The following is a 23,730-nucleotide window of genomic DNA, read 5'->3' as shown; positions in this document are numbered from 1 at the left end:
GATCATGACCCTGCGATCACGCTCCCTGTTTCTCGCGCTCGGCCTGAGTCTGGCCGGCGCGGGCGTCGCGTCGGCAATGGCGCAAACGGCGCCGGGCGGCGAGATTTCGACGCCGCCGACCCCGAACGGCGTCGGTTCACGCGCGATGATCGACAGCGCCCTGTCCGGCGCGCGGCTCGACTTCGCCGCGGCGGATCGCCTGTACGCCCGCGCCGTGCTCGCGAACGAATTGAGCGCCGTCTATGGACGATTGGACGAGCTGTCGGTCGGCGCCGATCCGGAGCGCGCCTGTCGGGTCGGCGTTTTGAAAGCGGTGCTGGAATGGCGTGACGGCGATGTCGATGCCGCGACCGACACCGTCTCCGATGCGCTCGATCACTGTCAGGCTACGGACGCGCTGCTCCTGCGAGGTCGGTTGCTGGACATTCAGAACCAGGCCGGGGCGGCTTCGGTCTGGTATGAACGGGCGCGGGCGCAATCTGAGGACGCGCAAGAGCGCGCCTTGCTCGACCGTCGCCTGGCGATCATCGGGGTGACCGGACGTAAGCCGGATGCCCTGTCTCAGCTTGCGGGCTCGGGTGACGGGGTCATGGCGAACCGGGCGGCGGCGGTTCTCGGGCTGCTTGGGCGACCCGGCGATGCTGCGGCGCTCTATCGCCCACGGACGGAAGCCAGCGCGCGGTACAGCGATGGGGTGCGCCTGGCGGATTGGGCCATCAGCCAAGGGACGCCGGATGCGGCCGCCGCCTCGGCCTGGCGTGCTGCCGAGGCCGCCGTGACCACCGAAGATCGGCTCTACGCCCTGGCCCTCTTAGTGGAAGCCTATCGGACAGCGAATCAGCTCGCGGGCGCCGAGGTGTTTCTGGCGCAGAAACCGCGTGGGGCGGAAGTGGATCAGGCTCGCCTCGATGTGCTTTTGGAGCTGCGACGCTACGACGATGCAGTCGCCCTGGTTCGGCAGAGCGGGAACGGCGCGCTGCGCGAGCGGTTGCTCAGTGTGCTGAAGACGGCGGGTCGCACAGCGGAAGTCGAGGCCGAATATCGCCGCCTGATTGCGGCTCAGCCCGCCGACCCCCGTTGGGCGGATGGTTTGGCCGCCCTTTATCTGGAACAGGGCAAGGCGGACGAGGCGGTTGAGGTCTATCGCGGCCTCGCTGTCGCCAATCGCGCCGACGCTGATGTGCAGATCGAGACGGCGCGAAAGATGATCGCCATGGGGATGGGGGAGCAGGCGACCCGTATCCTGGGTGACGCCGGCTCGTCGCCGGCGGTGACCGCCGCGATCCGTCGCTTCGAGGTCGAGACCGCCATAGATCAGGGCCGCGAGGCTGAGGCCGAGGCGGGCCTTCGTGCTCTTGCGGCGGCCGCGCCGCACGATACGGCCCTCCTTGTCGCCGTGGCTGAAGATTACGAGCGCCTGGGTCGCCAGGACCTGGCGCTCGAAACCCTGCTGGGCGCGGAGTCGCGAGGCGGCGCGCTGGACGACGATCAACAGGCCCATATCGCGGACCTGGCCTTCGCTGCCGGCCAGCCTGCGGAAGCGTTGAGACGTTGGCGGGTGCTGTGGGCCCGCACCCAGCTGCCCGCGCGCAAGGTCTTTCTGCAACGACAGATCATTCGCGCCGCCCGGCAAACGGGTCAGTTGGAGACGATCGCCGCCGAACTCGAAGGGCGGATCACCTCGGGCGCTGCGGATCAGGGCGAGGTGAGCCTGCTGGTGGAAATCCGCATCGCGCAGCAGGACGGCGCGGGGGCTGAGCGCGCGGTTCGCCGCTATGCTGAGCGTTCGCGGTCAGGAGAAGTTCGGACCCTGGAGCAATTGGCGGCGGTTCAGGCGCGACTCAGGAACTACGCCGGTCTCAACGCAAGCCTGGCCCGCTTGGCCGACGTCGATCCCGCCAACGCGGACGCCTACCTGCGCCGGCTGATCATCAATCTGCTGCGTTTCCCGGACCCCGCCGAGAGCGAGGCGGATCGCAATCGTCGCGTGGATGAACTGATGACGCGGATGCGCGCCGCCGGCCAACTCGACGATGTCGAGGCCGCGCGGTTCGCCGCGTCGATTTATACATCGGGATACCGACGCGCCGAGGCGCTGGCGGAACACAGACGCGCTCTCGCGCTTGCCCCGGGAGACGTCGACGCGCTGCTGGAATACACCTCTGCGATGAAGACGGAAGGACAGGCGGCGCATGCCGCCAGTCTGCTTCAGTTCAAAGCGGAGGCGGCCCCAGGCGCCGCCGCGTTCATGGCCGCCTTGAACGGCCTCCTGGACGTGCTAGCCGCCGGCGACGCAGACAGCGACCCGGTCCCGGCCGATCTAACGCAAGCCCGCCTGGGGTGGGCGAAGCGTGCAGCGCTGGAGCGTATGTTGCAGGACGGAGATGATGTCCGGCTATCATCGCTGGTCGGTGATATCGGCCAAGGGCGCGGCGATCCTGAACTTCAGTTGCGCGCCCTCCAGTCCTCGCTGGCGGTCGCGGGCGATCAGAAGCCGGCGGTCCTGCGTCAACTGATCAGTCTGACGTCCGACAGTGAAACGACGGCAGGCGACCCGGCGCGCAAGGCGGTCTACGGCCGCCGCCTTGTGGCGATGCGCAAACCCTATCCGCCGGAGGTTTACGCCGACCTCGCGGAGACCTTCCTGAAGGAAGGCGATATCGCCGGCGCCGAGCGGGCTTTTGCGTTGATGGGCGACATCGGCGGACTGGTGAACGTGGACGACTTGCGAGGCGAAGCCTATGCCGAGGCTGGAATGACACGCGAGGCGCTGGCCAGCTACCGCGTGGCGCTTTTGCAGGATCAGGACAATCTCGATCTGATCGCCCGCACCGCTGTCCTGCTGGAACAGTCGGGCCAGAAATCGGAAGCCGGCGCCCTCTATTGGCGCGGTCTAAACACCCTGGTGCAGCGGCAGCCGACGCAAAGCGCCAGCGACGCACTGAAGGCGCTCGACGCCGCTCAGTACGCGCCGACGCTGATCGAGGGCGCGCTGTTGACGTGGCCTGCCGATGAGACCCCAGAGCGTTTGGCCGCCTGGCGCCGGACCGCGTCCTCTGCAGCGCTGCAGCCGCAATCGGCCGCATCGGGCGGGGCGGCCAAGCTGGCCGATTATCCCAGGCTCGCGCTGATCGTCAGCATCAACCAGCGGTTGGGCACCTTCCTAGGCGAGGCCGATCTGGGCGAACTGCAGACATCGCTCCTTGCCCCCTTTGCGAACGATCCTGATACACGGAGCGCGTTGGCCGATCTGCCGGCTCCGGCGACTCAGGCGTCTACAGCGGGGGGAACCGACTGGCCCATCGCAGATTTGCGGCGCCAGTCAGAGGCGAACGGCGATTTCGATCTGGGTCTGGCCCTGGCCTTCGAAGCCCGGGACCGCGTCCGTATTCGCGCCCTCACCGACCAAGCGATCGCGGCGGACACGCCCTGGCGAGCCCAACGTGAAAAGGGCGTGATCGAAGGCCAGCCGCCCATGTTGGTCTCGCTTCTGCTGAAGGCGGCCGATGTCGACCGTCCAGAGATCGTGCGCGAGGACATTCTGGCGCCGTTGGCGCAGACATCGTTCAACGATCTGGCTCTTTACGACGTCTATCGCATCGATCCCGCCAGGTTCGCCAAGCTGGAGGCCGCCGCAGGTCGTCGCCTGCTTTCGGATGACGTCCTCATCCAACTGCTGGTTTCGCGCGGTAATGATCCGCTTCCCGTGGCGGGGGCGGCGGGCCGGCGGGACGGCGGGCCGACGCCCCTGCAGGTGATGACGCAACGGTTCGAGCCGGATCGGCTCATTGATCTCTACGATGCGCTCGTTGAGCGTCTTGAGCAGACGGGTGCGGCCTCGGGGCTGCAGAAGGCCATCGCCGGCTATCTGCTCGACGCCTCTATCACCCCGGCGCAAAGGGCTCGGCTGCAAGCCGTCTTGATCCGGGACATCAGCGCTGAACGGTCGGCGGCTGACACCGGCGCCGGCTTTGTCGAGTTGCTTTTGCGGTTGGATGCGCCGCCCGCCAACCAGGAGGTTTTGATAGCGGGCGCGCGGGTCGTCGCGGCGCGCTACGCCGACAGCGAGCGTCTGCCAGAGGTTCTGACAGCTTGGTTTGCTGGTGATCGCGCCCGGGCGTTCGAAGCCTTGACCGCTCTGCAAGAGGCGATGGAAACGCCGCCATTAAGTCTCGCGGGACTACTGACGCAGAAGTTCGAGGTCGAGCGTCAGGCGGTATTTGACGCCTTCCTATCGGCGCCCCGGCTAAGTCGTGACGAGACGGCTCGCTTCCAAAGACGCTTCTTGCGAGGCGAAGCTGCGAAGACGCCGGTCAATCCCAAGGTCGCCGCCGCCTACGCCAAACTGGTCTCCGTCGAGCCGGAGAACGGCGCCTATGTTGCGGGCCTGCTTCTGATCCAGGCCAAGGCCGGCGATTTCCCCGCCTTTGTCGCGAGCGCAGCCCCGTACGCCGCGAGCCGATCCGAGGATCAGGTGCTCGCCACCTTGCTGGGCTTAGCCTACCGTCTGACAGACAATCCCGCCGACGCGGCGCGCGTGGCGCAAGCGTCGAGCGTCGATCTGGATGATCCCGAATGGATCGGTCAACTCGTCACCCGAGCTGCAGCTCCGCGCCGCGGCGAAGTCGATCTGCTGAGCGCCTTCGAGCCGGTCTGGGCCGCCTATAGGCAACGTTTTCCGCAAGCGCCAGCTGTCGCCGCCCTGGCTGGTCAAGAGCCGAAGCGGACGGTCACGGCGGCCGCTCGGCCGCTTGATCGACTGGTTGAGCCGCAGATGCAGGGTGCGGCGAGAGCCGACGCTCTTCGCGGCCTATGGCGCTCCACGTCGCCACGCGGACGCGAGGAGGGCGACACGGCCGATCGTCAGGCCTTGATCGACAGTCTGGCGGACCCGACCGCCGCCGGTTATGCCGCGCCTGTTCTGGCGGCCTTGACCGACGATTCCGCCGTTACGGCAGAGGTCGAAGCTGAGCTTTCGAGCCTGTCGGGAGCCATGCAGGCGCGGCAGATGCGGCTCTATAACAGAGTTGCCGACGGTCTTTGGAGCCAGGGCGCGGGACAGGCGCGGCTTGACGCGCTTACCGGCCGACTGTGGGGACCGCCGATCGGCGTCAATGATCTGGCGCTCTTCCTGGCGCTCGAACGGAATGCTCCGGTGGCGCTGAATGAAGAGCGCCTGGCGGGGTTGACCCGACAGTTGCGTTTCGTGTCGACGCCATCCGCTGGCCTGAGATTGGCGGCGGCACGCGCCTATGGACGCGCCGGTGAGAATGCCATCTCCGCAGAACTGATGCAGGCTGCGCTGCTGCAAAGTCTGTATCCCGCCGATCGCGACTCCGTCGATCCAGGTGACCCGCCGCTGGATTCTGACGCCTTCGCAGAGGCGTTGGCGACATTCTCAGACAGGCCGGCTGCTGAACGGATTCGAAGGGACCTCGCGCAGTTGGTCAAGCGGCAGGCCGCCAGCTCCGCCGGAAATCGCTTCGAGGGTCTCGCGGCCGACTGAGGCCGACGCCCCCTGTAAGCGTGCTGTTTTGACCCTCGCGGGCATCGGCTAGCATGAGGCATGAGCGCTCAAGGGCGAGGAGGACGGGTTGGGTCTGGCGTTACGAAGTCTGCACCGGTCCATGTTCGGGCAACTGGCGCTCATCACCATTCTGTTCGTGGGGTTTGGCGTCTACTTCTTCACGCTGCGCCCCCTGCTGTCCGTCGAACCCTCCGGCGTCGCCGATCCCGTGCAGATCACGGCATCTAACGCCTCTCAGATCCTCAGCCGGTTCGCCTTCGCCGAACGCGAGCGCCCGGGCGCAGGCGGCGACCTCGCCGCTGATCCTGTCTTGCGCGACATCAAGGCGCACAATCCGCAGTTTCGGTATTTCATAAAGGTCCGTGGGCGTGAGTTTCGCTCGGGTGAAGGGACGCCCTTCTTCATCAGCCTGGCGTTCGACAGGCTGCAAAAGCAGGATTTGACGAAGGCCTATTCAGGCCTGTGCCTGACCAGCACGAACGACGACCCTGGCGGACCGGGACGCAGCTTTCTCGCCTATTCGGAATGTGGAGGTCAGGCGAGCTACTACGAGTACGCTGGGATCGAACATGCGACGACCACGGCGGCCAGCGGATCGGTTCGGCTCTACAGCAAATTCATCTGGAGTTACGGGGGCATCTTCCTCTTCACCGTCGGGGCGGCGTTCGTCGTTTTCGCAATCATCCTCCTGGCGAACGTTCTGCGCATTCGCAGGGTCGCCGGCATGGCGCGCGATCTCGATCCCGACAATCTGAGCGACCTCTTCCCGGAGAAAGGCCTCCCCCTGGAGGTCGCGCCCCTTGTATCGGCGCTCAACCAGATGATCGTGCGCGTCGACGAGGCCCAGCGTCGACAGCGCTTCTTCCTGTCGGCCGCCGCCCACGAGATGCGCACCCCTCTCACAGTGCTGCGCACCCGTCTCGAAATCATGGACGACGGACGGCTGAAGGAGAAGCTGATCTCCGACGTTCGTCGTCTGACCGACTTGGCGAACCAGTTGCTCAAGCTGATGACGATCGGCGAGGCGCCGGAACCGCTGAAGGAATCCGATCTGGTCACGCTGACGGGGAGGGCCGTCGGCGAGCGCGAAGTCGTCGCGGCCCGTCGCGGTCTCGATCTCGTCTTCGAACGCGAAGTGACGCGCTACACCCTCTGGGCCGATCCGGGCCTGGTCGAGACCGCAGTCGGCAATGTGATCGACAACGCCCTGTCGTTTTCGGCTGAGGGACAGCGCGTCGTGGTGCGGCTGGACAAGGATGGCTGGGTCAGGGTGCGCGACCAGGGGCCCGGTATTCCCGCCGAACAAATGAAATCGCTGTTCGAGCCGTTCACCCGCTTTTCGACGGGACGTAGCGGTTATGGGCTGGGGCTTGCGATCGTGAAAGCTGTGGTCGATCGGCACGAGGGCGCGGTGGAGATCGGAGAGGCTCCGGGCGGGGGCGCCGAAGTGGCGCTGCGCTTTGATCCCGACGCGTCCTCGCGGCCATGACGACAGCCAGACCAGGTCTGGCGAAATGAGACGGCGCCAGTTTCCGATCAGCTTGATCGAGTACAGATCGAGCGATCTGTCCTGGAGACTGACATGCACGCTCTGATCCTGATCGCCGGCCTGGCCATCAACGCGCCCCAGCCCGCCGCTAAGCAGCCACAGCACCAAGCCGCGACAGCCGAGGCGCCAATGCTCGCTTCCAAGGAGTCGGCCTTGACCCGCGACAGCCGTGGCCGACCGACGATCGAGGCTGAGATCAATGGGAAGGGACCCTTCCGTATGGTCGTCGATACCGCCGCGCAGACCAGCCTTCTGACGCCGGCGCTGGTCGACGAGCTTGGGTTGCCGGCGATTGGGGAGATGGGTGTCGGCGGGGTCGCTGGCCAGCAGCAGGCTGCGCTTTATGGCGTCGATCATTTCAAGACAGCCCTGTTTGATAGGACGGCCGTCGGCATGATCGCCTTGCCGAACGCGACGGTCACCGACGCGCGCGGCATCGTCGGCATGGAGGTTTTCACCCAGGATCGTGTCGTCTTCGACAACGCTGCAAAGCGTCTTTCGATCGAACCCTCCGGTATCCCGAAGACGGGCTTTGTCTCCGTCGCCGGCCACCTCAACGACAGCGGCCTGCTTGAGGTGCCGGTCGACATCGACGGCGTAACCTTCAACGCTTTGATCGATACCGGCGCATCCGTTTCCGTGGCGTCTGGAGGGGCCTTGAAGGCCCTCGGCTGGACGGAGACCGATTCGCGCCTTGCGCCAGCAGGCGAGATCCGCGGTGCGACCGACCATGGGACGGCGGTCCTAGAGGGAACTGTGAACCGCATCCGTTTGGGGCCGGTCAACTTCCAGAACGTGCCGTTGATCTTCGTTGCTGACGAAGCCCCTGACGCCAGGGGGGGGCAAACGCCAGAGCTGATCCTCGGGTCGGACCTGTTGAATAACCTCGATGCCTTCGCCCTGGATTTTCCCAAGGCGGAGCTTCAGGTTCGGATACCGAAATAGCGCCGACACCATGGCTCTCGCTCTTGTGCCGTGGGGAAGAGGGCGTGGCGTTGTTCTGAGCGAGAGTCTTCGTCGGTTGTGCTCTTCGACCTCAACATCGGGGCGGCGTGCGCACGGCTGAATGTCGTCACAACTGACGGCGCCATTTAAGAAAACCTGTCGATCGGCGGCGGCCCCGTCAGCGGGTGCAGGGGATTGCCTTAGAGCACGGCGACCACGCCAGCGCGCTGAGCAATTATGCATGCCAGAAGATCAGAATCAGCGAGCGTCTGAGGCTTGGATCTTTTGAGTTTAGGCTATTCCCGACGGAATGGCGGAGAGGGTGGGAGGAGATGCTCATGCCTAGACGTAGGTTAAGGTATTGATTTATCGAGTAAACTAAACCAATTGGATGTCAAGGAATGGTATCATGTGCGGTGCCACTGAGCTGCGCACTGCTATTGCATCGAGGGCGGTCTTCACACTTGGTTCAACTGCCTTGACGGATGCAGGAATGGAAAAATCGGACAATATCCTAGCGTTGTGGGGCCAGCCATTCTCTGTCGGCGAAAAGGTCAAAACGGCACTATCTAGCCGTTTCCAAATTCGGTCGATCACTTCAAACCGATCGACCGAAGAATTTTCCGGCCGGTCGTATCGACATCGAGCGCTTTGCGAACGCCCTTTGCAGCGTTCTTGTCTGAGGTGACTTGATAGTAGGCGGAAGGGGGTAATCCACCGTATCGAATCGCGTAGGCGATCCCAAGCACCAGTCTATTTGCCAGATCGCTGTTGAAGTACGGTGCACGCGGCAACCACCGGTCTAACAGCTCACGTACGCGATAGGGAAGGTAGCTCTTGTCGGCTCTACGAAAAACAGGATCGAATACCAATTCAAGAAGGTCAGGAGCACTAGGATCCGAGCCGGATCTAAGTGCTAAGACCAACAGACCGCTTTGCAACCACACCCGATCATCGTCTGAAAGATCTTGTCGGGCTGTTTTCAATGGGGCAATCCAAACACTAGGACCAGCAACTACCATCTCGTCAGATTCCCATCCGACCATACTCGCAACGTTCAGCAAACCGGACTCGGTTTCAATCGCAGAGAGGCGATCCAACCTGAGAATTTCGGCTGGGCGACTAGCAAGCAATCGGTGCCAGATCTGAGGAATCGGGTAGTTTGCCGAAACATAGCCGAAGATGACGTCAATCACGCCACTCGGGTCGCGTTGAAAAGCCCAGTCCACCAGCCTTTGATCGTCTCGACGCACCAGCGACATAAACAGATCCGTCAGATAATCTGCATCGCTCGGAACATGCTCCAGCAGCTCGAACATCGCGTCATTGTCCAGCCGATCCTCAGGCGCGCTGACAAGCACCTGCGGATTTCGACGAACGATTGCCTCTCGCAGCGGCGGGCAGTCAGTTGTGGCCACCCACACCGTGTCTTTGGGTATCGCCGAAACGACGGCATCGACAACCGATGGTGCAATCTCGTGATTGCTGTGAAGAGCCGCCTGCGCCAAATCAAGCAATTCGGCCTTCCGCTTCGGCCAATATGACTTCAGCTTATGGAATGCCCGGTTTGGAATTGGGGGAAAACTCCCGCCATTATCGGAAGACACCAAGAAGCTGAGCAGGCTGATCAGGTCCGCAGAAAGTTCAGGATCATCGCCAGAAATCAGATCCGTTTTGAGCGTGACGGCGTCTGACGGCTCTGGGAACGACTCAGCTACAAGTTCGAGAACGCCGTAGGCACCTTGACCATTTAGTCTTTCGCCGCGGGAGGTGAAAACGGTCGCGAGGGGAGCAAAGGATGAGCGAGGCCGCCTAACGTCATCTCCGTATCGGCGCAGAAACGCCCTGAATAGACCAGTCGGTCCAGTAACGATGTCTTCCGCAGCTGCGCCAACCCAGCGTGGCTCGATCGCATCAACAAGTATGTTTGGCCCCTCAGGCAGCGCAGTTGTCGAAATCAATCTAAGATCGAACATCGATTGCCGGGTCGGACTGTCATGGCCAACTACCGCAGTCTGGAATCGGAAGTTCCGGCGTAGCCTAGGCCATTGCTGCGACCACAACGCAAATATCAGTTCATCCAACTCGCCCGGCGATGCTTCGATAGAGCGAGGCCTTCCCGGATGATAGATGACACTCAGAATTTCATCAGCCCTCTTATAAGCAGTTGGTATACGAGCGAGCCCGTGTTCTTCAGCGTTGAATGGCAAGGCATTGCTATAGCGAGCTTTCGTCCAATCCGCTTGAGGACGTTGCACGAGATGCGTGAAAGCGCCGAGTTCCCGCGTCGTTCCCAAAATCTCGATGTCCACGAATAAAACATGGGTCCAGACGCAACCGGGGCGTGGCATCTCTGGCGCGGGCCAGGTTCGCATTAAGGCGTACATTTTGAGTTCGGGCAGCGGGAAGCCTGTCCAATACCCGTCAGTTCCGTGGAAGCGTACATCCGGAGCCAAATCGCTCGCGACTGTGAGACTGGACGTCAATGTTGGCGACAAGCGAAGCGAACTCGCAAGTAGCCGGTGCCCATCCTCATAACCGAAGAGCGCCTGATGAACTGCTTTTAGACCCACGATCAGCCCGTCATCAGCCAAGTCAAAGGTGCTGTGAGGTCATGGATTCTAGCGCCATTCCCAACCATAGTAATGCGCTTGCTCGCAGTGAGGTGGGGCATTTTAGAAACGTCACCTTTTTCCAGATCTAAGCCCTGAGCAGAAACTCCGTAGACCTGCGTCTCAAACATTGATCGGTTGCATGTCAAAAACTGATGCACCAGCGGCATATTGCTCGCAAGCCAGTCTTCGGGAGCCGGCGGGTTAAGAAGAACATCCCAAGCAGACAAAATAACTGCCAAACGCCGAGGCCGTACGGCGAATGGCCGATCAAGGAGGTCGGTAAGAATCTGAACGATCCGGGCTTGGTTCAAAATCAGCTTGGGTCCCCATTCGACTTCGTCAGGGTCGACCGACGCGTCCTTGTCAGCCCCGCCTTCGGCCGGTGCGCCCACCAGCTCATTCATTTCTGCGATGGACATTTCTTCGTCCACGCGGTCAACCTTAATGAACAATAGGACGCCGTCGTCGCCATCAAAGTTTGTGAGGTAGCTAGGCGTGATGCGGCGGTCTTCGATCTGGCGGTCGAACGCCTCGCCCGCTAGATCGGGGAAGCTTAGTTCCCCCGTTTCATTAGTCGCAGTGTTACGCACAAGGATGGATACATCCGTATCACCCACCTGGGACGTACGGCCGACGGGCTGATATGTGCGCCATTTGGCGGCGATATCATTCAGGTATTTTTGATCACCTTCGACACGATCAACGACCAAGCCAATGTCCGTTTCCTCAGACTCCATCAGATGCCAAAGTGCAGCGAGAAATGTGGTTTTTCCAGACTCCGGAAGTCCGAGAATTACCGTTCTTGTGTTAGCCACATCAGGCTCCTGGTTTAAGCCTGAGGCGATCAAACTGGGTCGTCAGCACGGGCAGATCAGGCTTCGGGCGAGCGGGCGGCGGGCGATCAGCAGTCCAAAGGTTCAGCAATCGTTCAGTGCCCGAGCCGACTGACACTTTTGCCTTTGGGTCTCGTGCTGTGACTTCAAAGTGTTGGAAACTTGCGAAGCGGGCTGCAAACGCTTTCGTTAAAGCATCCTGAAGCTCCTTCAACGCAGCGCGAGACTTAGTCTTTCCACGCCCAGCAAAGAGATCCATTTTTGTAGCGACAACTTGAACACATGCGGTGGTTGGTACTGCCCCACTATCTGCTAAAGCTCGTAGCAGCCCGCGCGTTTCGGCAGCAGCTTCAGCGGCCGACTTGGGGTCGATTAGCCTACGTCCATCGATCACGACCACAATGTGATCGGCCTTTGTTATCTCGGGAAGATCCAACGCTCTGGCCGGGTTGTCTCGCACTAGACGGTATAGTTCGCCAGCCCGCTCAGACAGAAGTAAGTTGAAATGGACGCTCGGGTTACTGTCCCTGGCCAAAGCCAGATGAAAGAAGTGGAGTGGGTCTTGGGCCGATGTTCTTGGCGTGGCGGGAACTGCTCGGCCAGACGCCAGACGTGATGTGAACAGGCGCTGCTCGAACCCCGTAAGGGTTCGGCTGAGAGCAAAGAGGTACCCGCCAAAGGGTTCTCTCAGGAAGCGCTCGTATATAGTACTAACTAGCGTGGTCTTGCCGCTGCCTCGCTCGCCGACAATCGCCACGATGGTCGCTGGAGCTCTTCTCAGGAAGGCGTCGGCACCCACTCCGTCGAAAAGCCGCGTTGACGCCAATGGCTCCCAATCATCTTCAGCTGTCGGCGGGACAGAGACGTCATCATCGAAAGCGTCGATGTCCGACGGATCGATATCGACATCCGTCACGAGATGCCTACCGCCAAACGGTATTCCCGAAATGCCTGGATGCCCAAGTCGCGAGGCTCGACGGCGGCTGTAACATCCAGACCGGTCTCTTTCGCGACCAAGGCTTGCCAGATGCCGGGGCCGCCAGATGCATACTTCTCTAGGGCAGAATGAACGACGAAGAGGTCGTCAAAGCCGCCGATACGCGAAAGTGGGATCTTCTCAATTGCAGCTTGGTCGATCCCTTCGACTGCCGTCGATAGCGCGGCTGTGCCTCGCCCCTTCTTGGAGAGTTTAGCCATGCGCTCCAGCATGACCGGAGTAGCCACTGGGCCAAGATTAAGGCAGAGCTCGGCGAGTTCAAGTCCACAGAGAAGGTAGTTCGAAGGGAAAGGCACATCGGCGAACGGCCGATCAAGGTAGTTGCTGCTGGCACCATAGAGCCACCACAATATGTTAGTTTGTTCTTGTAGAAGCGAATTTTGCTTAGCCAAGGCTGATACAGCAGCGTTGCATTGCGTGATTAGAGCGGTCGAATTGCTGATAGATTCAGCCCGGACTTTTCCAATGACGCCGACGTAATCGCCTTCGTTCTCCGACAGAGCTTCAATCTCCTCGGCAAGCTTGCTAGCGGTCAATTTTTTAATGTCCGGCGCGATAGGAGGCCGGTGGGTGGCGACCTGCTGATTAACTTCAGCTTGCGCTGCCATTTCCAACAGCCATGCCGCTTCGACCGGCTGCCTTTTACCCATGGCGGAAGCAACCAAAACCGAGAGAGTTGTGAAGTTGTATCCACCTTCTATCCGATCCGACAGAACGCAGGCCACGAGCGTCTTCATCTCGCGGGCATTGGTGATCAACGAGAAGCTTCCGTCGTCTTCGACAAGAATGTCAGTCAGCCACTGAACATCTGCGTTCGGCAGATCGAAATAATATCTGCAAAGGTTGAGGACTTGGGGGTGTTTCAAATCTTTCGGTACGCGTTCGATAGATTTCTTGCGCAAACCTATGATGTCAGGGCCAGGTTGCAGCCCTGCTAAAGCATACTTATCCGCAAAATTCATTTCAGTTCCTTGCTACGGCTCCGCCGGCCAAGACAATGGCCGCCTCAAGGTCAGGCATTTGGTTCCGCTCGGCCGCGCGTTTGAAGACACGTCGGAAACGCTCGTAATCCGGCTGGTTGATATCTGACTCGTCCATCAAGTTAAGACGTGCGGCGATCTCTAGCTTGCGGCTGTAAGGCAAGCTGAAAAACGCGATGCCGATCTCGCGCCCGTTCATCGTCGCGGCATCCTGATCAACATTCTCAGCGCTTTCGTCCTCGACTGTTTCTTCTGAGCGGCCGGCTGTGACAGGTGGTGTCCACGCTTCGAGCCCGAAAGAGTTTTTCCAAACGTTTCCGTCCGAGCTTGCCTGGGCTTGAAAAGTTTCAGTAGCAGGCGACCAAACCCTAACATGAACATCGACATTCATCACCCGGCGGCCGTCTATTTCCTCAACATCGACCTCAAACAAGTTATAGCCAGGTTGCCAATTGGGTTCAGTTCGTTCTGGGTGGAGCGCGCCCGCGCGAAGGCGAACGCAGCTTTTAAACTCCTCGACCCGAGCCAGATGCTCATGACCGCATAGCTGGATGCGTGCGACCGCTCGGAGGTGGTCATCCCATGTCTGGCCGTTGCGAAGCCATCGGTTAGCATGGTGGAACATCACGATGTTCTCTACCCCAGCTTCACGTGGAATCTGCAAAGCTGCGGTATCGATGAAAAGCTGGTTCTCGTCGTCGGCTTCGCTGGAAACCCAAGCCGTATTAACTGCCCAAATCTTGAGCTGAGATCCGTCAGAAAAGCGGAGATCATTCCGAGAAACGACAGTCCGGTCAGGGGCGTTCATGTCGCAAAAGAACTGACCTGCGAAAGAGTTGTATTCATCTAATGGCTCGTAAAGAATGCGGCCCGTCTGATCGTCTCTGAGTAAGCCCTCCATGAGCTGATGAAGCACCATGGGGTCTGCGTTCTTGATCTGCTGGTGTAGAGCTTGATTCATGTAGCGACCGGCAAGCTTGCGATCGACGTCGTGGTTGCCGGGACAAACGAACACAGAGCTGAGGTTTGTTCCACAAGCTTCTGCCAAGACTTTCAGCCAAGCTTTCGCGAACTCGTACTCACTTCTCTGACCAGCAAAAGCGATATCACCCGAGATAAGTATGCCAACGGGGGTCTTGCCCAAATCTTCGCAGAATTTTTTCGCGTCACGAACGATCTCGTTGCGAAGATTGCGGTTTGGATCCTGCGCCGTTGCGACCTCTGACGCCCGAAAGTGGATGTCAGACAGATGGAGAAATAGCATGGATGCCGCACCGTCAGAATATTTCGCATTGAGAACATTGTGCAATCTGACGCCGCGCCATCAAGCGCAGATCGATCGACCAAAGCGGCATCAGGTGGTCCAGATGCGAAATGCCATTCGCCTCATACGACCCTCAAAGGCGCTCGCCCCCAACCAGAAATACACACGTGCACGCTCGGGACGAGCTTGTCCAGACGCCGTGACAACCTGTTGTGGAGGCATTCATGCGAATGCCCCGTCAGCCGCATGCGGTTTGCAGTGCCTAACCCATTCCCGAAGGTAGGAGTTTATTTGGTATTGATCCTGCTCTGATAGACCGATCTGTGGGCGTTTTGAGCATCCATAGAGGTAGGAAGCGCCTGTTTCAGGTTAGTTTGAAGCTTGAGCGCATTTTATCGATAAGCGGCAGCTGGAGGCGTATGACCGACGCTGCGTCATGGACAGCTCCGACCGGCATAAAGCATCCCAAAATCTCGGATCGGTTGCGAAGATCAGCTGATTGACGGCTTAGCGCCCGTGACGTGACCGCCGCGCCATCGATCCGGAATAATAGCTCCGCTGCTGCCGCGATATGGTTCGGCTTCTGGATATGCCAGTGTTTGCAGAACCTATTCCAAATCGCGGACTGCTGCACAAACTGCCGAATCACCGTTTTGCCAGAGCGGGTGTATTGGTCCATGGCGAAGGTCGGGATTGGACCGTTCCAAGCGACGGGTGCGACGTCGTCATTTATCCGTGCAACTGGTTGCGCGGTCTCATGACCCAAGATCAGGAGAAGTCCGGCCAGAGGGACGCGCGTTATTCTAAACGCCTCTGAAAGTACTGCGGTTTCTACGGGAGCGCGAGCGGCGTACACTTCAAAAAAGGCGCGGTAATCGTAACTACCGCTGTCGCACCATTCGGCTTGGCCAATTGCGACAAGGGCGGCGCTCGCCCTGACTCCAAGGTCGGAAGCCTGCATCGACAGCTCGCGAACGGCGTCAGGTGAAAGCTCGCATATGTCAGCTTTCGCATCCGACAGGGCAGGATCGTGCAGGGCAATATTCCAGAGGTCATTCGCAACTTGACTGCGCGTGCCTGCGCATGCACGCCGAATTAGCGCCGCGATTATTGGCCAGTCTCCCCCCGATCTAGTGCGCCAGCCTGAGTTCCGAGCGGCGCAGACGACGGCAGCAATGGTTCCGAACTCTTGCGGGCCGAGGTCTTCAAGGGCGGTGACGATCAGTCGTCGCCACAGCGTGCGACGATCCAGGAGATGAAGTTGAGCGGCCGCGCTCAAAGCTAGGTCTGTCATCCCACGACGAAGCGCTTTTTGCAGAACCGACCGGGCGAGCCAACTATCTGTGTTCAACGGGGCTGGGGAGGGGATCTCCTGCCCTCGTATTTCGTCGGACAGAAGGTCCAAGGTGGCGTCGAAAATTGCTTCGGGAAACATGCTGGCTCTCCGGCTGATTGGCGGGAGGGCCAAGGGCATTCGATCCCAGAGTTGAGCGTGACACGGGAGCGGCCGAGAGCAATCTAAAAGTGGGTAGTGGACACATTTGAGATCATGCCTCGCCGTGAACCGGCCGGCGGCCAAGCACTGCGGCGACAGCACGTGTGGACGATCTCATATCCTGTCCGAAGAATTCGACAATCAGTGCGAGCTGGCGTTGCCGGCTTGCAAGGGTCTTCGGCACCCAATGAAGTTCGCCGTACTTGAGATACAGGCTCCGCAGTTCTCCGAGGGTCTTCCCGGAGGCAGCCGCGCAACACGGAACCTCGTCGTTCGTCGGCATGAGCTTAAAAAGCGGGTCGACGGCATCATACGGCGCAAGCCGGTCGTCCAGCCGGAACATTTGTAATCGGGTCTGCTCGATGCAGGCCCGGGCGACACCCTCCATGATGTCTGCTTGCACGCCCTCGGGCTGGTCGAGGAAGGCGATGCCGGAACGCCCGGTAAGCAGGATCGCCCGCGTCCTGATCTCCGCATCGAAGGTCTTCAGGTTCACCTGTTCCTGGAGAGCGTTGATCCGTTGTCGGGAGAGGTCACGCTGCTCATCCCTCTCAAGGTCCGGTCGCTCCGTGATCGGCAGAAAGCCCAGCTCAGCGTCTTTTCGGAGGTCTAAGAAGCAGCCCGCGACCAAACGCCGGGCTTCAGCCTTGGTGACAGGTTGACGGGTGATCATCTCGAACATCTCCAACACGCGCGCGCCATATCGAAGGGCGAGGGCCTGTGCTGGTCGAGGATGCTGGACGGCTAAAGACCGTCGGATCTCGCTGACACCGATCCGCGCCTTCAGATGAACCGGCACCCGCACGCGCAGGTAATAGGTGCCGCTTCGACAAAGAAGGTGCGGGGACGGCTTCCGCGCGATGCGGCGAACCCCAAGCTCTTTCACCGGGGCGTACGACCCAGGCGGAAGACGCCCTCACAGCGAACTGTGGGGACCATGAAACGGTACCAAATCCCAGTGGTGGTTACTAGGGCCTGAGGTACACCGTTGTTTGTACGGTGTTTTCTCAGGAAATGGCGGAGAGGGTGGGATTCGAACCCACGGTACCCTTCCAGGCACGCCGCATTTCGAGTGCGGTACATTCGACCACTCTGCCACCTCTCCGCGGCGCCGATATCGCTTGGTCGAGCGAGGGGCTTCTCTAGTCGGAGCCGCAGCGCTTCGCAACCCGTCTGTGAAAGAAATCCGACGCTATCTTTGCGCGGGCAAGGACAGGCCCGGCGCGGCGCCGGTCTGGGCGTCCACGCCCTTGAATCGAAACAGTTCAGCGGGTCGGCCGCCCGTGGTGGAAGACAGCTGTCCGGTGGGTTCGACCAGCCCAGTGCGCTCCACACCGCGCCGGAAATTCTGCTTGTGCAGGCTGAGGCCCGAGACGGCCTCGGCGCCCGCCTGGAGTTGGGACAGCGTGAAGACGCCAGGGGTCAGATCGAACAGGACCGGGCGGTATTTCAGCTTGCTGCGCAGACGGCCGAGCGCGGTCGCCAGGATGCGGCGGTGATCCGAGGACATGATGCGGCCCGGCATGGGCTGCGTGGGCGACAGGTCGGCGTCGCGCCATGCCTCGGCGACCAGACGCGCTTCGTAGAGCAGTTCATAGCGCTCCAGCACCCGCTCTTCGTTCCAGCGGTGATCGGGCGTCAGGGCGAACAGGGCGCGGGCGCGGGCCAGTCGGTGCTCGTCGCCCTCGGCCCAGGCGTGCAGGCCTTCCTTGATCTGCGCATCATGACCGCCGCGCCGATCTTCCCAGGGAAAGAACTCGAACACGGCGTCCCAGCGGGCGTCGTGGGTCTGGCCTTCCGCGGCGTCGGGCGTCAGGGCGAGATAGCCGACGGAGACCTCTCTGTGCCGGCCAGGACCGGGCGTCGCGCGGGGAGAGGCGCGGCCCGCGTCGCCGAAGGTGTAGAGCTGTTCGACGAAGCCGAGCCGAAATCCGGTCTGGGCGGTCACGAAATCCCGCAGGGCGCGTTCGAAGGTGCGGTCGCGCACCGGATCGAACGGCCCGAAGGGCAGGGCGCGCGAGCCGTCCTCGGTCGGGGTGGTCAGGACGACGGCCTGCCGGTCTTTCAAGGTCATCACGACCGCCGACAGACCGATGCGAACGCCATCCTCCGCCCCCTGGGTCATCATGTTATTCCGTGTGCCAGGCGTCGTCGGCGGGGATCAGGCCGACAGCGCCAGCCAGGACACGGTAGCGTTCCAGATAGCGGGCCTGGGCGACCGGCGCGGGTTGAGGTTCGATCGTCAGGCTGTAGCCCTCGGGCGGGCTGCCGAAGAAGCCCAGCGATTCCTTTTCGGTGAAACCCGCCAACTGCGTCGCCTCGAAGAAGGCGCAGGCCTTGTCGGCCTTCTTGATCAGGGTCTTGATCGTTTGCGGCGTCTTGGGCGGCAGGCCGTAGCGCAGATGGATCGCGGCTTCCAGCTTGGCCTCAAAATCCTTGTAACCGGCTCCGAGCGCCGCCTTGAACGGCGAGATCATGTCGCCGATGACGTATTCCGAGGCGTCATGCAGCAGGGCGGCCAGACGCCATTTTGGGTCCAGGCCGGGCTTGATGTGGGCGGCGATCTCTTCGACCACGCACGAGTGCTGGGCGACCGAAAAGGCGTGCTCGCCGATGGTCTGACCGTTCCAGCGGGCGACGCGCGCCAAGCCATGGGCGATGTCCTCGATCTCGATGTCGAACGGCGACGGGTCCAGCAGATCCAGGCGACGACCGGACAGCATGCGCTGCCAGGCGCGGGGGGCGTTCTTCTTGGTGGGGCGCTCGGCCAAATCGCGTGTCCTGATCGCTTGTCGGCTGGTCAGGTGACGCAAAGATACGCCGGGATCAAGCGGGAGGGACCAGACGGCGCAGGAAATCGCCGCGTCAGCGTCCGACGTTCAGCGTGACCAGTTCCTTGGCGTCGTCGAAAATGCCGTCATTTCGGCGATCCTTGGACCTGACCACGGCGATCACGATCGGGCCGCCGCTCGGGCCGCGCGCCTCGAAGCCCACCTGGCGCCAGCCCGCATCGCCGGGCTGATCGTCAGCCAGGATATAGGTCATGCGCGTCGCCGCGCCCGGCGCACGGGAGCGAACGCGCGTGGAGTTGTCGTTGGAGTCCACGCTGACCGTCGAGGTTTCGGTGCGGACGTTCTGTCCGTCCTTGGACTGGATGTTGATGCCGCCGATGCGGACGCTGGCGTTATCGCCCTGGGTCTCGATCTTCAGGCCCGGCAGGCGGACCGAGGCGTCCTCGCCGCGTGTCTTGATGTCAACCCCAGGCGCCTGGACGGAAGTCGTATCTGCCTCGATCGATGGCGGAGGCGGAGGCGGCGGCGCATCGCCAGCGCCCGGGGCCAAGCGCGCGACCGTATGGGGCAGATCGGCGCTGGCGCGCGCTTCGAAGTCCCGCAGGACGTCATCGACGGAGCGACCGTCCAGCTTGACCAGATGCAGCACGACGTCGGCGCCCTTGGGGCCGCCATAAACGCAGTTCGCGCCGCCCGCCGCCGCCAAGCCCTTTCGCGTCAGGACGCCAAGATTGTCTGGGCATTGCAGGGCGTCGATCACCTTCAATACGCCCGCGCCCTGATCATCGCTGGAGGAGGTGGTGGTGATGCGGACCGAGTTGTCGCCGTCGCAGGCGGCCAGGCTGGCGCTGAGCGCTAGATAAAGCAGGACATGACGCATGGTCGAACCTCTCTTGGCCCCCATTCTGCGCGCTGCGGCCGCGTGATCCAGTGAAATCGCGGTAATCACGGGATCAGCCGCCGGGACGAGAGCCTTCGCGGCGGTTCAGGAAGGCCAGGCGTTCGAACAGATGCACGTCCTGCTCGTTCTTCAGCAGCGCGCCGTGGAGCGGCGGGATCAGCTTGGTCGGCGTCTTCTCACGCAGGGTCTCGGCGTCGATATCCTCGACCAGCAACAGCTTCAGCCAATCCAGAAGCTCTGAGGTCGACGGCTTCTTCTTCAGGCCCGGCGTGTCGCGGATTTCGTAGAAGGTCTTCAACGCTTCTGAAACCAAGCGCGGTTTGATGCCGGGGAAGTGCACGTCGACGATGGCCGACAGGGTCTCGGCGTCGGGGAAGCGAATGAAGTGGAAGAAGCAGCGCCGCAGGAAGGCGTCGGGCAGCTCCTTTTCATTGTTGGAGGTGATGATGACGATGGGGCGCACTTCGGCGCGGATCGTCTCGTCCGTTTCCTGGACGTAGAACTCCATGCGATCCAGTTCCTGCAGCAGGTCGTTCGGGAACTCGATGTCGGCCTTGTCGATCTCGTCGATCAGCAGGACGGGGCGGGCAGGGGCGGTAAAGGCCTCCCACAACTTGCCCTTCTTCAGATAGTTACGGACGTCATGGACGCGTTCCTCGCCCAACTGGCTGTCGCGCAGCCGGCTGACGGCGTCGTATTCATACAGGCCGTTATGGGCCTTGGTCGTGGATTTGACGTGCCAGGTGATCAGCGGCGCGTCAAAGGCCTTGGCGATCTCATAGGCCAAGACCGTCTTGCCTGTGCCGGGCTCGCCCTTCATCAGCAGCGGACGCTCTAATGCGACCGCGGCGTTCACCGCGACCTTGAGGTCGCTCGTCGCGATGTAACGGTCTGTGCCTTCGAAACGGCTCATAGAAAAACCCACTCCGTGTTTCCACGAAGTGGGTTAGCGGATCGCCTGCGTCGTGAACAGCGATCAGGTGATGCGCTTCGCCGAGACTGGATCGCTGGCGGGGAAGGTCTCTTCAAGGCCTTCATCAACCAGCGCCTCCTGGCGGCTGTCGGACGTGTCGATCTTATCGAGTTGGTCCGGCACGCCGTCCTGCGAAGTCGTGCGCTTGGCGTGCGGAGCGTCGGGCGACGCGTCGTGACGGGCTTTGTCGTCGGTCATGTCATTCTCTCCTTATTGCGCCGGAGCGTCTTGATCGCCGTCCGGGCCGTATCCCAGGTCGGTGATGTCGTCATCGGAGAGCCGTTTGGCTTCCCAATGGGCGGCGCTGGCCTGTGCGCCGCGTTCGTTTTCCATCAGGCCCGAATAGACGAGCTCGACTTCATCCGGCGCTGACGCAGGCCCGCCTTCGGCGTCGATCTGATCGCGGTTTTCGCCATCGACGCCCAGCAGAGCGTCGGCTTCGCGTTCGATGCCGTCGAGGGCCAACTGGTCATCGAGATCGATCTCGGCGTCTTCGTCGAAATCCTCTTCATCAGCATCGCCATCGGCTTGGGTCACGTCCAGCACCTGGTCGGCTTCATCCAGCAGAAATTCGCCGTCACCCTCGTCGTCCAAATGGGTTTCGTCGAACGTCTCAGACTGTTCCTGATCGTCCTGATAGTCGTTGTCCGGCATGGTCGTCTCCTCTTCGACAAGCCAACGCAGCGGCGACGATACGCGTTCCAGCGGATCGCTCTCACAAGGGATGGTTAACTGATGCCGGGGTAGGGTTGGATTCACTCGGAGCTGTCGTGCGCGACCGGCTCGACCACGACTGGAGTACGGTCCTCAATGGCCTTGAAGCTGTCGCTGAAACCCGGCGAGAAGTTCGTTCTGAATGGCGCCGTGGTCCAGAACGGCGATCGTCGCGGCGTGCTGATCCTTCAAAACCGCGCAAGCGTCCTGCGCGAGAAGGACATCATGCAGGCCGAGGACGTCACCACGCCCGCACGCCGCATCTATTTCCCGATCATGATGATGTATCTGGACGAGAGTTCGGCGTCGAAGTTCTTCGACGAACTGGCCCTGCGGATCACGGAATTCATGGGCGCCACGCAGAATCCCGAAATTCTGGCGGAATGTGTCGCGGCCTCGCGTCATGTGCTGGCGCGCGAATACTACAAGGCCCTGATGTCGGCGCGTAAGATTGTCGAGTATGAAGAGAGAGTGCTGAATGTCGCTTCAGGCCTACACAGCAGCGACAGCGAGGGCTGAGAGCCCGCGCGACCTGGAGTACCGTCTGTTCGGTCAGGTCACGCGCGCTCTGGTTCACGCCTCGACCGTCGATGAATCCGACATCGCCACCCGCATCGATGCGCTGGACTGGAACCGGCGTCTCTGGTCGACGCTGGCCGGCGAGTGCAGTGATCCGGGCAATGCCTTGGGCGCTCCGATGCGGGCGCAAATCATTTCGCTGAGCCTGTTCGTCAATCGCCATTCCTCGGCGATCATGCGGGGCGAGGAAAGCTTCCAGGACCTGATCGACATCAACCGCATGATCATGCAGGGCCTGTCCGGCGGGGCGTCGCCGACGCAGTAGATCGGCCTGCGTTCACGAAAGCGCGAAGCCCATTGGCGCAAGGCGTTGAGCCGTCTTATGTTTCACCTCCCTGTTCAACAGTCGAAAGGAGGTGATCCAGTGTCTCATTGTCATCAATCGCGAGCGGCGACCGCGACCCTGGCCCTCGGAGAGGGTCTGGTCTGAGCCTTTCAGACTGAGTTGCGGCCGGACCGTTCGCGGTCAGGCAATGAAGGGTCGTCGGGGAAACCCGGCGGCCCTTTTTGTCGCCGTCAGTGCAGCAGCTTGGCGAACCAGCCGGTGACGTGCTGGGCGACCTCGACCACTGTGGCCCAGATCAGGAACAGATAGAGGGCGCTGGCGGCGGTGGCGACGACGCCGAGCAGGATCGCGACCCCGTCACGCTGCATCATCCCCAGAGCGAACAAAACCAGGGCGATGCCGGGCAGGGCGTCTCCAAACGGGATGGGCAAGGCCATGATCAGGGCCAGCACCACGCAGACCAGGCCGGTGAAGGTGTCGGCGACATCGCCGGTCAGCAGCGGCAGGCGCGGGCGGGTCAGTCGTTCGATCGCGCGCACCATCTTGAGGACGCTCAGGCCATTCGGGCGTCTGCGAACGGCGCGCCTCACGCCGTCGGAAAAGATGTAGCGGCGCCCGGCGATCCGCACCTTTGCCGACAGGACCCAGCGGCGCAGCCAGGCCGGGGCTTCGAACGGCGTGGCGATCAAGGACGTGTAGGCGGCGCGGGACACCGAGGCCTTCAACATCCAGCGCGGCAGCCACACGCTCTGTCTCTGGAAGGCCAGTTCCAGGGACATCAGGATGATCGGTACGGCGAAGACCGCCTTGCCGCCGGGCGGCCAGGGCAGGAGCGCCAGCAGCGACAGGATCAGGATCATGGCCCCGAAGCCGCGCTCGCCGAACGACGCGACCAGTTCGGCCATGGTCAGCTTGGGTTCTGGGGCGTGGCCGAGGTCTTCAAGAACGTCGGAGAACCGCCGCAGGTCGTCGTTCGGAGGCGGTTGGGCGGGCATCAGGCGGGGCGCTCGGCTGGAGATTGCGCCCATCTAGGCGGTCGGCGCGCGGATCGCCACTTACAGAACGGACAGGCGATCAGATAAATCGACTGTGTCTCAGTCCTGCACGTGCTCGGGTTTGCCCTTGCGCTTGGTTTCGGCAAGGTCTTCCAGCTGCTTTTCCGTCATGGACTCGACCATGGACTTGGACGCGCCCTTCAGCTTTGACTTCGGCGTGTCCCCGCGCTTGGCCGACAGGGCGGCGCCGGCGGCCTTTTGCTGAGCGGCGGATTTGGCGGGCAT

At 61.7% G+C, this 23,730-nt stretch carries 20 protein-coding genes and 1 tRNA gene; 5 read left to right on the top strand and 16 right to left on the bottom strand.

The window, feature by feature from the left end:
• Positions 1-4 precede the first annotated feature (4 nt).
• From JX001_RS12345 to JX001_RS12335, 3 genes are all read left to right on the top strand, one after another.
• A complete protein-coding gene (locus JX001_RS12345; protein WP_205681232.1) occupies positions 5-5,506 on the top strand; it encodes a hypothetical protein in 5,502 nt (1,833 codons plus the stop codon).
• Between the two features lie 121 nt (positions 5,507-5,627).
• A complete protein-coding gene (locus JX001_RS12340) occupies positions 5,628-7,016 on the top strand; it encodes a sensor histidine kinase (protein WP_205681231.1) in 1,389 nt (462 codons plus the stop codon).
• A gap of 213 nt (positions 7,017-7,229) precedes the next feature.
• Positions 7,230-8,021 (top strand): aspartyl protease family protein, encoded by a 792-nt coding sequence (locus tag JX001_RS12335; protein WP_241004634.1) that lies wholly within the window; start codon positions 7,230-7,232, stop codon positions 8,019-8,021.
• A 593-nt stretch (positions 8,022-8,614) separates the two neighbouring features.
• On the opposite strand, the gene JX001_RS12330 is transcribed toward JX001_RS12335, so the two are convergent.
• From JX001_RS12330 to JX001_RS12265, 14 genes are all read right to left on the bottom strand, one after another.
• Complete coding sequence (locus JX001_RS12330) at positions 8,615-10,615, bottom strand: GAP1-N1 domain-containing protein (protein ID WP_205681229.1); 2,001 nt, start codon at positions 10,613-10,615, stop codon at positions 8,615-8,617.
• Positions 10,597-11,451: a TRAFAC clade GTPase domain-containing protein gene (locus JX001_RS12325; protein ID WP_205681228.1), complete on the bottom strand. Its 855-nt coding sequence runs from the start codon at positions 11,449-11,451 to the stop codon at positions 10,597-10,599. Before JX001_RS12325 ends, JX001_RS12330 begins: the two co-directional genes overlap by 19 nt.
• Before the next feature lies 1 nt (position 11,452).
• Positions 11,453-12,385: a TRAFAC clade GTPase domain-containing protein gene (locus JX001_RS12320; protein ID WP_205681227.1), complete on the bottom strand. Its 933-nt coding sequence runs from the start codon at positions 12,383-12,385 to the stop codon at positions 11,453-11,455.
• Positions 12,382-13,428 carry a GTPase-associated system all-helical protein GASH gene (locus JX001_RS12315; protein WP_205681226.1) on the bottom strand — a complete coding sequence of 349 codons (1,047 nt, stop codon included), beginning with the start codon at positions 13,426-13,428 and terminating at the stop codon, positions 12,382-12,384. The genes JX001_RS12320 and JX001_RS12315 overlap by 4 nt, the downstream gene beginning before the upstream one ends.
• Position 13,429: 1 nt before the next feature.
• Positions 13,430-14,755: a metallophosphoesterase gene (locus tag JX001_RS12310; protein ID WP_205681225.1), complete on the bottom strand. Its 1,326-nt coding sequence runs from the start codon at positions 14,753-14,755 to the stop codon at positions 13,430-13,432.
• A 319-nt stretch (positions 14,756-15,074) separates the two neighbouring features.
• The gene (locus JX001_RS12305) at positions 15,075-16,145 is read right to left on the bottom strand and encodes a hypothetical protein (RefSeq protein ID WP_205681224.1); all 1,071 of its coding nucleotides are present in this window, start codon (positions 16,143-16,145) and stop codon (positions 15,075-15,077) included.
• A 112-nt stretch (positions 16,146-16,257) separates the two neighbouring features.
• Positions 16,258-17,091 (bottom strand): DUF6538 domain-containing protein, encoded by an 834-nt coding sequence (locus tag JX001_RS12300; RefSeq protein WP_205681223.1) that lies wholly within the window; start codon positions 17,089-17,091, stop codon positions 16,258-16,260.
• A 129-nt stretch (positions 17,092-17,220) separates the two neighbouring features.
• A tRNA-Ser gene (locus tag JX001_RS12295) sits at positions 17,221-17,310 on the bottom strand.
• Positions 17,311-17,397: 87 nt separating this feature from the next.
• Complete coding sequence (locus JX001_RS12290; protein WP_205683178.1) at positions 17,398-18,330, bottom strand: NUDIX hydrolase; 933 nt, start codon at positions 18,328-18,330, stop codon at positions 17,398-17,400.
• A 4-nt stretch (positions 18,331-18,334) separates the two neighbouring features.
• Complete coding sequence (locus JX001_RS12285) at positions 18,335-18,976, bottom strand: YfbR-like 5'-deoxynucleotidase (RefSeq protein WP_017505221.1); 642 nt, start codon at positions 18,974-18,976, stop codon at positions 18,335-18,337.
• A 94-nt stretch (positions 18,977-19,070) separates the two neighbouring features.
• A complete protein-coding gene (locus tag JX001_RS12280; RefSeq protein WP_205681222.1) occupies positions 19,071-19,877 on the bottom strand; it encodes a methyltransferase type 11 in 807 nt (268 codons plus the stop codon).
• A 73-nt stretch (positions 19,878-19,950) separates the two neighbouring features.
• Positions 19,951-20,811: an AAA family ATPase gene (locus tag JX001_RS12275; protein WP_205681221.1), complete on the bottom strand. Its 861-nt coding sequence runs from the start codon at positions 20,809-20,811 to the stop codon at positions 19,951-19,953.
• Positions 20,812-20,874: 63 nt separating this feature from the next.
• Complete coding sequence (locus tag JX001_RS12270; protein ID WP_205681220.1) at positions 20,875-21,069, bottom strand: hypothetical protein; 195 nt, start codon at positions 21,067-21,069, stop codon at positions 20,875-20,877.
• 12 nt (positions 21,070-21,081) lie between these two features.
• Positions 21,082-21,525, bottom strand: coding sequence for a hypothetical protein (locus JX001_RS12265; RefSeq protein WP_205681219.1), 444 nt, complete (start codon positions 21,523-21,525; stop codon positions 21,082-21,084).
• A gap of 156 nt (positions 21,526-21,681) precedes the next feature.
• On the opposite strand from JX001_RS12265, the gene flbT reads away from it, so the two are divergent.
• Both flbT and flaF read left to right on the top strand, forming a co-directional pair.
• Complete coding sequence (gene flbT / locus JX001_RS12260) at positions 21,682-22,104, top strand: flagellar biosynthesis repressor FlbT (protein WP_017505216.1); 423 nt, start codon at positions 21,682-21,684, stop codon at positions 22,102-22,104.
• Complete coding sequence (gene flaF, locus JX001_RS12255; RefSeq protein WP_017505215.1) at positions 22,064-22,429, top strand: flagellar biosynthesis regulator FlaF; 366 nt, start codon at positions 22,064-22,066, stop codon at positions 22,427-22,429. Before flbT ends, flaF begins: the two co-directional genes overlap by 41 nt.
• Positions 22,430-22,680: 251 nt before the next feature.
• On the opposite strand, the gene JX001_RS12250 is transcribed toward flaF, so the two are convergent.
• Together JX001_RS12250 and JX001_RS12245 are read right to left on the bottom strand one after the other, a co-directional pair.
• Entirely contained in the window at positions 22,681-23,445 is a 765-nt protein-coding gene (locus JX001_RS12250) for an exopolysaccharide biosynthesis protein (RefSeq protein WP_205681218.1), read from the bottom strand.
• Positions 23,446-23,544: 99 nt separating this feature from the next.
• Complete coding sequence (locus JX001_RS12245; protein ID WP_039247297.1) at positions 23,545-23,730, bottom strand: DUF3008 family protein; 186 nt, start codon at positions 23,728-23,730, stop codon at positions 23,545-23,547.

It is taken from the genome of Brevundimonas fontaquae (genome assembly GCF_017086445.1).
GTDB lineage: Bacteria > Pseudomonadota > Alphaproteobacteria > Caulobacterales > Caulobacteraceae > Brevundimonas > Brevundimonas fontaquae.
The sequence above is the reverse complement of the archived record's forward strand: the minus strand, read 5'-3'. Positions and strand labels throughout refer to the sequence as shown.

What these genes read in the sequence shown, in the direction of transcription:
- JX001_RS12270 (WP_205681220.1), bottom strand. Translation starts at nt 21,069, where the DNA reads ATGACCGACGACAAAGCCCGTCACGACGCGTCGCCCGACGCTCCGCAC.
- JX001_RS12345 (WP_205681232.1), top strand. Translation starts at nt 5, where the DNA reads ATGACCCTGCGATCACGCTCCCTGTTTCTCGCGCTCGGCCTGAGTCTG.
- JX001_RS12305 (WP_205681224.1), bottom strand. Translation starts at nt 16,145, where the DNA reads ATGTTTCCCGAAGCAATTTTCGACGCCACCTTGGACCTTCTGTCCGAC.
- JX001_RS12250 (WP_205681218.1), bottom strand. Translation starts at nt 23,445, where the DNA reads ATGCCCGCCCAACCGCCTCCGAACGACGACCTGCGGCGGTTCTCCGAC.
- JX001_RS12315 (WP_205681226.1), bottom strand. Translation starts at nt 13,428, where the DNA reads ATGAATTTTGCGGATAAGTATGCTTTAGCAGGGCTGCAACCTGGCCCT.
- flaF (WP_017505215.1), top strand. Translation starts at nt 22,064, where the DNA reads ATGTCGCTTCAGGCCTACACAGCAGCGACAGCGAGGGCTGAGAGCCCG.
- JX001_RS12245 (WP_039247297.1), bottom strand. Translation starts at nt 23,730, where the DNA reads ATGCCCGCCAAATCCGCCGCTCAGCAAAAGGCCGCCGGCGCCGCCCTG.
- flbT (WP_017505216.1), top strand. Translation starts at nt 21,682, where the DNA reads ATGGCCTTGAAGCTGTCGCTGAAACCCGGCGAGAAGTTCGTTCTGAAT.
- JX001_RS12340 (WP_205681231.1), top strand. Translation starts at nt 5,628, where the DNA reads ATGTTCGGGCAACTGGCGCTCATCACCATTCTGTTCGTGGGGTTTGGC.
- JX001_RS12290 (WP_205683178.1), bottom strand. Translation starts at nt 18,330, where the DNA reads ATGACCCAGGGGGCGGAGGATGGCGTTCGCATCGGTCTGTCGGCGGTC.
- JX001_RS12275 (WP_205681221.1), bottom strand. Translation starts at nt 20,811, where the DNA reads ATGAGCCGTTTCGAAGGCACAGACCGTTACATCGCGACGAGCGACCTC.
- JX001_RS12280 (WP_205681222.1), bottom strand. Translation starts at nt 19,877, where the DNA reads ATGCGTCATGTCCTGCTTTATCTAGCGCTCAGCGCCAGCCTGGCCGCC.
- JX001_RS12265 (WP_205681219.1), bottom strand. Translation starts at nt 21,525, where the DNA reads ATGCCGGACAACGACTATCAGGACGATCAGGAACAGTCTGAGACGTTC.